Origin of the sequence: Spirillospora sp. NPDC049652 (genome assembly GCF_040675125.1) — a bacterium.
In the GTDB taxonomy this organism is placed as follows: Bacteria; Actinomycetota; Actinomycetes; order Streptosporangiales; family Streptosporangiaceae; genus Spirillospora.
On record NZ_JBFAOF010000286.1, the window covers coordinates 1 to 7,800 of the forward strand.

The following is a 7,800-nucleotide window of genomic DNA, read 5'->3' on the forward strand; positions in this document are numbered from 1 at the left end:
TAGTGTTGGCGGTACGCCCGTCCACGCCGCTGGAGTTGTAGTTAATAGCGAGTTTGGGCTCCAGGCCGCCGGGGGCGGGAGGGACCCGCAGCGGGCGTCCCCGCCGTCGCCGTGGTCGGACGGCGCGGGCTCACCGGCGAGCGGCTCCGCCGGGCCCGGATCCAGGCCGTCTACGCCCTCACCGACATCGACCCGGCGCTCGCCCGCACGCCGAACGCCGCGGGGCCCCTCCTGGAACGGCTCACCGTCGCCATCGCCGACGAGTGGCTCCCGCCCCGCGGCGCTCCTCTCTGACCTCCCGTCTCCCCCCTCCCGCCGCGCGTCCTCCGTGCCTCGCGAGACGCGGTGGGAAGCCGTGGCCCGGCCCTTTACATACTGTCAGCTGATTCGGGAATGCCCATACAGAGTGGACATGGCACGCAGGTGCGGCCTGCCCTCACCCTTGAGGGCGTACCAGCTGGTCACAACCTGTCGACGTTGACGGAGGGCACTATGAAGGTCGGCGTTCCCCGCGAGATCAAGAACCACGAGTACCGGGTCGCCATCACCCCCGCCGGGGTGCACGAGCTGACCCGGAACGGGCACGAGGTCTTCGTCGAGCGCGGCGCCGGCGAGGGCTCGGCCATCCTCGACGACGACTACACCTCGGCCGGGGCCAAGATCCTGGAGAGCGCCGACGAGGTCTGGGCCGAGGGCGACCTGATCCTCAAGGTCAAGGAGCCGATCGCCGCCGAGTACCACCGGATGCGCTCGGGCCAGACCCTGTTCACCTACCTGCACCTCGCCGCGTCCCGCGAGTGCACCGACGCGCTGCTGTCGGCGGGCGTCACCGCGATCGCCTACGAGACCGTCCAGCTTCCGGACCGCTCGCTGCCGCTGCTCGCCCCGATGTCGGAGGTCGCGGGCCGCCTCGCCCCGCAGGTCGGCGCCTACAACCTCATGCGCTTCAACGGCGGCCGCGGCGTGCTGCCCGGCGGCGTGCCGGGCGTCGCCCCGGCCAAGGTCGTCGTCATCGGCGGCGGCGTGTCCGGCCTGAACGCGGCGCAGATCGCGGTCGGCATGGGCGCGGACGTCACCATCCTGGACGTCAGCGTCGACCGGCTCCGCCACATCGACGCGATCTACCAGGGCCGGCTGAAGACCCTGGTCTCCAACGCCTACACCCTGGAGCAGGAGTGCCGGGCCGCCGACCTGGTGATCGGAGCGGTGCTGATCCCCGGCGCCAAGGCCCCCAAGCTGGTCTCCAACGAGCTGGTCGCGCACATGAAGCCCGGCTCGGTGCTGGTGGACATCGCGATCGACCAGGGCGGCTGCTTCGAGGACTCGCGTCCGACCACGCATGCCGACCCCACCTTCAAGGTGCACGAGTCGGTCTTCTACTGCGTGGCGAACATGCCGGGCTCGGTGCCGAACACCTCCACCTACGCGCTCACCAACGTCACGCTGCCCTACGCGGTCGCCATCGCGAACAAGGGCTGGAAGGACGCCCTGATCGCCGACCGCGCGCTCGCGCTCGGCCTGAACACCCACGCCGGCAGCCTGGTCTACGACCACGTCGCCGAGGCGCACGGCATGAAGCACGTGTCGCTGGAGTCCGTCCTCGCCTGACGCCGCTCCCGCACGACCCGGCCACGACCCCGCGCACGGCCTCTCCGCGCGGCTTCTCCGCAGGACCCGACGGCCCGCGTCCGGCCCGCCCTTCCCCCGGCGGCCGCACGCGGGCCGTCGCGTTCTCCCGCGCGCGGGAGAACCCGCGCGCGGGGCGTGCCGTCCCGGACGCGCAAGGTCATGTGACCACCCACACGGCGCAAAAGGCGCATCCCAGGTGCAAGTTCTCCTACGCTTGAGCCATGCGGTTGACGAAGGCGACCGATCTCGCACTGCGCGTGGTGATGAGCCTCGCGGCGACCGATCCCGAGCCGAGCACGGCCCGGCGGATCGCCGCGGAGATGCGCGTCCCCTACAACCACCTCGCCAAGGTGGTGGCGCGGCTGCAGCGCCTCGGCGTGGTCGAGACCCGGCGCGGACGCGGCGGCGGGCTCAACCTGACCGACGCGGGCCGCCGGGTGTCGGTCGGACGGCTCGTCCGCGACCTCGAAGGGGCCGGTGACGTCGTCGAGTGCGAGGGCGACGTGCCCTGCCCGCTGCGGCAGGCGTGCCGCCTGCGGTCCGCGCTCCGCCAGGCGCAGGAGGCGTTCTTCGCCTCGCTGGACGGGATCACGCTCGCCGACCTGGTCGCCGCGCCGACCGGCCCGGTGCTGCTCGGCCTCGCCGGACGCCCGCCCTCCGGGTGAACCCCCCGCTCCCCCCTCCCCCGCCCCCGTCTGCCCTTTAATCAGTAGATCAGATACCAATTTGGAGGCGCCATGCTCTCCCCCCGGTCCGCCGAGGTCGTCCGTGCCACGCTCCCCGTCGTCGGCGGCGCGATCAACGACATCACCGCCGTGTTCTATCCGCGGATGTTCGCCGCGCACCCCGAGCTGCTGCGCGACCTGTTCAACCGGGGGAACCAGGCGGCCGGCACGCAGAAGCAGGCGCTGGCCGGGTCCATCGCGGCCTTCGCGACCGCGCTCGTCGAGCACCCGGACGTCCGCCCGGACGCCATGCTGAGCCGGATCGCGCACAAGCACGCGTCCCTCGGCGTCCTGCCGGAGCAGTACCCGATCGTCCACGAGCACCTGTTCGCCGCGATCGTCGAGGTGCTGGGCGACGCGGTCACCGAGGAGGTCGCCGCCGCCTGGGACGAGGTCTACTGGCTGATGGCGAACGCCCTCATCGAGATCGAGCGCCGGCTGTACGCCGAGCAGGGCGTGCTCGCGGGCGACGTCTGGAACACCTGGGTCGTCGCCGAGCGCGTCGAGGAGACCGGCGTCACCGCGACGTTCCGGCTGCGTCCGGCCGACGACGCGGCGGAGGTCGCCCCGTTCCGGGCCGGGCAGTACGTGTCGGTGCGGGTCCCGCTGGAGGACGGCGCGCGCCAGATCCGCCAGTACAGCCTGACCGACGCGCCCGGCGCGCGGGAGCGCACCATCACGGTCAAGCGCGAGGAGGGCGACCCGGCGGGCGAGGTCTCCAACCGGCTGCACGACACCGTCCGGGTGGGCGACACCCTGGAGGTCTCGGCCCCCTACGGCGACCTGGTGCTGGACGCGGGCGACACCCCCGTGCTGCTCGCCTCCGCGGGCATCGGCTGCACCCCGATCGTCGCGATGCTCAAGCAGCTCGTCGAGGACGGGCACCAGGCCCCGGTGATCGCCGTCCACGGCGACCGGACGCACGGCGCCCACGCCCTGCGGGAGGAGCGCGCCGCCCTGGTCGGCAAGCTCGCCGCGGGCACCGACCTCACCTGGTACGAGACCCCGGACCAGCCCTGGCCGGCCGAGCGCACCGGCCTGGTGGACCTGTCCGGCGTCGAGCTGCCCGAGGGCCTGCGCGCCTACCTGTGCGGCCCGCTGCCGTTCATGCGGGCCGTCCGGACGCAGCTGATCGAGCGCGGCGTCCCGGCGGCAGACATCCACTACGAGGTCTTCGGCCCCGACCTCTGGCTCGCCGCCGCCTGACACGTAGGGTGTCCCCATGGGGGAACTGATCATCCTTCGGCACGGCGAGACCGAGTGGAGCCGGGACCGGCGGCACACGGGACGCACCGACATCCCGCTGACCGCCAGGGGCGAGGAGCAGGCGCGCGCCCTCGTCCCGGCCCTCTCGGGCCTGCGCCCGGTGAAGGTCGTCTCCAGCCCGGCCGAGCGGGCGCGGCGCACCGCCGCGCTCGCCGGCCTCACGGTGGACGAGACCGACCCGGACCTGTGGGAGTGGGACTACGGCGGCTACGAGGGGATCACCAGCGAGGAGATCCGCGCCTCCCGGCCCGGCTGGTACCTGTGGGACGACGGGGTGGTCCCCGGCGACGCCGACCATCCGGGCGAGAACGTCGGGCAGGTCGGCAAGCGCGCCGACAACGTGCTCACCCGGGTCCGCCCGCTGCTCGCCGAGGGGGACGTGGTCCTCGTCGCGCACGGGCACGTCCTGCGCGTCCTCACCGCCCGCTGGCTCGGCCTGGACCCGACCGACGGAAGGCTGTTCGCCCTGGGCACCGGCACCGTCTCCACGCTCGGCCACGAGCATGACCGCCCGGTCGTCACGACCTGGAACGTCCCGCCGCGAAGCGGGTAATATACCCCCCGGGGGGTTCCCCCAGGGGGTATCGTGGCCCGACCCCCGGCACGCCGGCGACTGTGAGGACGAGATGGCGACGAGCGAGACCCCGACCCGCGGCTACACCGCCACCAAGGACCAGCTCGGCACGCGGCTGCGCCGCATCGAGGGACAGGTCCGGGGCATCGAGCGCATGGTCGAGGACGACCGGTACTGCATCGACATTCTGACCCAGATCAGTGCGATCCAGGCCGCCCTCGACAAGGTGGCGCTCGGCCTGCTGGACGGGCACGTCCGGCACTGCGTGGCCGAGGGCTCGCAGGAGGGCAAGTCCGAGATGATGTCCACCGAGCTGATGGCGGCCGTCGGACGGCTCATGCGCCGCGGCTGACGTCACGAGGCCGCCGCCCACCGACCGCCCACCGACCGGCCGGCCGCCGTCAGGGAGCCATCGCCCAGGGAACGGCCGCCCTCAGGAGGCCATCGCCCAGCCGGGCCCGCCGGCGCCGTGCTCGCGGATGAGGGCGCGGGCGCGCCGGGCGTCCGGGCTGTAGCGGTACCGCTCGGGGACGACCCGGGTCGTCCGGTAGAGGCCCTTGAGCGTGAGCGTGGCGGCGAGGTCCGACGTGGGCAGGCCCGGCAGCCCGTACTTGCGGCGGGCCCAGCGCGGCAGCGTGGACACGACGAGCACGCCGACGGCGGGCGCCGCGAGCTTGAGCGGCACGAGCCTGCCGGGCAGGGCCGGGTTGAACATCCGCCGGAACCCCTCCTTCGCCTCGTCGCAGGCCCAGATCCGGTCGCGCATGCCGGCGTAGTAGTCGCGCATCTCGGCGACGCTGGACGGGACGTCCGCCGGATCGAGGCCGACGACGGCCGCGGCCAGGCGCTGCTCGTCCACGAACCGGTCGGCGTCGGCGCGGCTCAGCGGCACGCCGGAGCGGCGCGCGACGTCCAGGTAGGAGTCGACCTCGCCCATGTGCACCCAGAGCAGGCTCTCCGGCTCGTCCACGCGGAACACCTCGCCGGTGCGCAGGTCGGTGCCGGTGAGCTTGGAGTGCAGCTTGCGGACGCGCCGCCCGACCCGCTCGACCTCCGCGCGCGTCCCGTAGGTGCGCACCCGGACGAACTCGACCGTCCGGCCGAGCCGGGCCCAGGCCGTGGCCGGGTCCATCAGCTCGGAGTTCTGCGCGGTGCCCCACATCGAGTGCGGGTGCAGCGCCTGGAGCAGCAGCGCGCGGATCCCGCCGACGACCAGCACCGGCTCGCCCATCACCCGCCAGGTCACCGAGTCCGGCCCGAACAGCCCGAAGTCCTCGCCGCCCGGGACCGCCCGGCCGTCCGGACGCCCGTCCAAGGCCATCGCCCGCTCCTCTCCCGCACCGTCCCCGCGCCGGCCGGCGCGCTCCCACCAGGTGACCACGTCCGGCGACGCAAGTAATCACTTATTCCCCGGATATGGCGGGACTCACACCGGCCGGCCCGGCCCGCGCCGGGGCGGGGCCGGAGGGGCGGGCCCGGACGCGGAGTCAGGCGTCGTCGGGTTCGGCGTCCTGGGGGCCGGTCTGCTCGGCGACCCAGGCGAGGTAGTCCATGCTGCCCGCGACGACCGGAGTCGCGATGATCTCCGGGGTGTCGTAGGAGTGCTCGTCGGTGATCAGGCTGGCGAGCTCGTCGAAGCGGTCGACGGTGGTCTTGAAGAGCACCATCCACTCCTCGGCCGCCTCGATCTCGCCCTCCCACCAGTAGGTGCTCGCGACCGGTCCGACCAGCTGCGCGCAGGCGGCGAGCCGCTCGGTGACGGCGGACTTCGCCAGCGCCGCCGCCTCCGCGCGCGAGTCGGTGGTGGTGGTCACCTGAACGTAGGCGTCGGCCATGACCGACCTCCTTCCCCCGTGCACCGATCGTAGCCCGGCGGGCTCCCGGTCACCGGCGCGGCCATACGACCAGTGCGCTGCCGCCGTGCCGCCGGACCGGCTCGGCGACCGCCCTGACCAGGCTCGGAGACAGGAACTCCAGCCCGGTGGCCGCGCCGATCTGCCCGGCGGGCGGGCCGGGGAACAGCGCCAGCCGGTGGCCCCTCGCCGCCAGCGCCTGCCCGTACAGGTCGATGAAACCCTGCTCGGCGAAGACCTGCGGCGTGTTGCGCTGGGTCGCGCGCGGCGCGGCGAGCGCGGCCGGCAGGGGCATCCCGAGGTCGATCCGGTTCAGCAGGATCTGCAGCACGGTCGTGATGATCGTCGAGCCGCCGGGGCTGCCCACCGCCAGCAGCGGACGGCCGTTCCGCAGCACGATGGTCGGGGCCATGCTGCTGCGCGGGCGCTTCTCCGGACCGGGCACGTTCGGGTCGGGCGCCTGGCCGGGGGCGGGCGGCTGGAGGCTGAAGTCGGTCAGCTCGTTGTTGAGCAGGAAGCCGCGGCCGGGGACGGTGAGCGCGCTGCCGCCGAACTGCTCGATCGACAGCGTGTACGACGCGACGTTCCCCCACCGGTCGGCGACCACCAGGTGCGTGGTCTGCGGCCCCTCGTGGCCGAGCGGCCGGGCCGGCGCGGTGGACGGCTCGCAGCGCGGGTAGTGCCCGTCCGGCGTGCCGGGCGGGACGGGCGCGGGCGCGGCCGCGTCCGGCTTGATCCGGCAGGCGCGCTCGCGGGCGAAGCCCTTCGAGAGCAGCTCCTTCACCGGGACGTTCACCTTGTCGGCGTCGCCGATGTAGGCGCCCCGGTCGGCGTAGGCGAGCTTGGACGCCTCCAGGTAGTAGTGCAGGGCGCTGACCGGGTCCTTCGGGCTGAGCCGGTAGTTGCCCAGGATGTTCAGCGCCTCGCCCACCGTGATCCCGCCGGACGAGGACGGCGCCATGCCGTACACGTCCACGCCCCGGTAGTTCACGTGTGTCGGGTCGCGCCACACCGGCCGGTAGGCGGGCAGGTCGGCGTCCGCCATCAGGCCCGGCCGGACGTTGCGGGTGGCGTTCGGGTCCTTGGGCGGATGCTGGACGGTCCGGACGATCTCCTTGCCCAGTTCCCCGCCGTACAGCCAGGACGGTCCGCGTTTCGCCAGTTCCCGGTACGTCCGCGCGAGGTCGGGGTTGCGGAAGGTCGAGCCGACCACCGGCAGCTTGCCTCCCGGCAGGAACAGCTCGCGCGTCGGGACGATGTCCCGGAACCGCGCCTCGTTCGTGGCGGTCTGGTCCTGGAACTCCTGGTCCACGACGAAGCCGCGCTCGGCGACGCGGATCGCGGGCTGTAGCAGGGAGGCCATGGAACGCGTCCCGAAGCGGCGGAGACCGGTGTCCCACTGCGCGAACACGCCGGGGACCCCGACCGACAGTCCGCTGGTCACGGCCTCGTCGAAGGACAGCGGCTTGCCCGTCGCCGGGTCGATGAAGGAGTCGGCCCGCATCGCCTTCGGGGCCTTTTCGCGGCCGTCGATCGTGGAGACGCGGCGGCTGCGGGCGTCGTAGTAGGTGAAGTACCCGCCGCCCCCGATGGCCGAGACGTACGGCTCGGTGACGCCGAGGGTCGCGGTGGCGGCGACGGCCGCGTCCATCGCGTTGCCGCCGCGCCGCAGGACCTCCAGCGCGCTGCGGCTGGCGTCCAGGTCGACGGTGGAGACCGCGCCGCCGTAGCCGGTCGCGACGGCCTGCTTGCC

The 7,800-nt window shown here is 73.5% G+C and carries 9 protein-coding genes; 6 read left to right on the forward strand and 3 right to left on the reverse strand.

All coding sequences use genetic code 11. The features are described from left to right. The first annotated feature begins 111 nt into the window (after positions 1 to 111). From AB0J52_RS19400 to AB0J52_RS19425, 6 genes are all read left to right on the forward strand, one after another. Complete coding sequence (locus tag AB0J52_RS19400; protein WP_500182986.1) at positions 112 to 294, forward strand: hypothetical protein; 183 nt, start codon at positions 112 to 114, stop codon at positions 292 to 294. A gap of 198 nt (positions 295 to 492) precedes the next feature. Next, the gene (ald, locus tag AB0J52_RS19405) at positions 493 to 1,608 is read left to right on the forward strand and encodes an alanine dehydrogenase (RefSeq protein WP_500182987.1); all 1,116 of its coding nucleotides are present in this window, start codon (positions 493 to 495) and stop codon (positions 1,606 to 1,608) included. Between the two features lie 242 nt (positions 1,609 to 1,850). Next, positions 1,851 to 2,294 (forward strand): RrF2 family transcriptional regulator, encoded by a 444-nt coding sequence (locus AB0J52_RS19410; RefSeq protein WP_500182988.1) that lies wholly within the window; start codon positions 1,851 to 1,853, stop codon positions 2,292 to 2,294. 72 nt (positions 2,295 to 2,366) lie between these two features. Further along, a complete protein-coding gene (locus AB0J52_RS19415; protein WP_500182989.1) occupies positions 2,367 to 3,560 on the forward strand; it encodes a globin domain-containing protein in 1,194 nt (397 codons plus the stop codon). Positions 3,561 to 3,576: 16 nt separating this feature from the next. Beyond that, entirely contained in the window at positions 3,577 to 4,173 is a 597-nt protein-coding gene (locus AB0J52_RS19420) for a histidine phosphatase family protein (RefSeq protein ID WP_500182990.1), read from the forward strand. A 73-nt stretch (positions 4,174 to 4,246) separates the two neighbouring features. Then, positions 4,247 to 4,546: a metal-sensitive transcriptional regulator gene (locus tag AB0J52_RS19425; RefSeq protein WP_117360467.1), complete on the forward strand. Its 300-nt coding sequence runs from the start codon at positions 4,247 to 4,249 to the stop codon at positions 4,544 to 4,546. 81 nt (positions 4,547 to 4,627) lie between these two features. Here the strand turns inward: AB0J52_RS19425 and AB0J52_RS19430 are convergent, their stop codons facing one another. The 3 genes from AB0J52_RS19430 to ggt form a co-directional block, all read right to left on the reverse strand. Then, positions 4,628 to 5,515 (reverse strand): oxygenase MpaB family protein, encoded by an 888-nt coding sequence (locus tag AB0J52_RS19430; RefSeq protein WP_500182991.1) that lies wholly within the window; start codon positions 5,513 to 5,515, stop codon positions 4,628 to 4,630. 166 nt (positions 5,516 to 5,681) lie between these two features. After that, on the reverse strand, positions 5,682 to 6,029 hold the full coding sequence (gene cutA / locus AB0J52_RS19435) for a divalent-cation tolerance protein CutA (protein WP_500182992.1): 348 nt from the start codon (positions 6,027 to 6,029) through the stop codon (positions 5,682 to 5,684). A gap of 49 nt (positions 6,030 to 6,078) precedes the next feature. Next, a partial coding sequence (ggt, locus tag AB0J52_RS19440) for a gamma-glutamyltransferase (protein ID WP_500182993.1) occupies positions 6,079 to 7,800 on the reverse strand: 1,722 nt, incomplete at its 5' end.

Coding starts and splice junctions, on each gene's coding strand:
- AB0J52_RS19430 (WP_500182991.1), bottom strand. CDS start 5,515: ATGGCCTTGGACGGGCGTCCGGACGGCCGGGCGGTCCCGGGCGGCGAG.
- cutA (WP_500182992.1), bottom strand. CDS start 6,029: ATGGCCGACGCCTACGTTCAGGTGACCACCACCACCGACTCGCGCGCG.
- ald (WP_500182987.1), top strand. CDS start 493: ATGAAGGTCGGCGTTCCCCGCGAGATCAAGAACCACGAGTACCGGGTC.
- AB0J52_RS19410 (WP_500182988.1), top strand. CDS start 1,851: ATGCGGTTGACGAAGGCGACCGATCTCGCACTGCGCGTGGTGATGAGC.
- AB0J52_RS19420 (WP_500182990.1), top strand. CDS start 3,577: ATGGGGGAACTGATCATCCTTCGGCACGGCGAGACCGAGTGGAGCCGG.
- AB0J52_RS19415 (WP_500182989.1), top strand. CDS start 2,367: ATGCTCTCCCCCCGGTCCGCCGAGGTCGTCCGTGCCACGCTCCCCGTC.
- AB0J52_RS19425 (WP_117360467.1), top strand. CDS start 4,247: ATGGCGACGAGCGAGACCCCGACCCGCGGCTACACCGCCACCAAGGAC.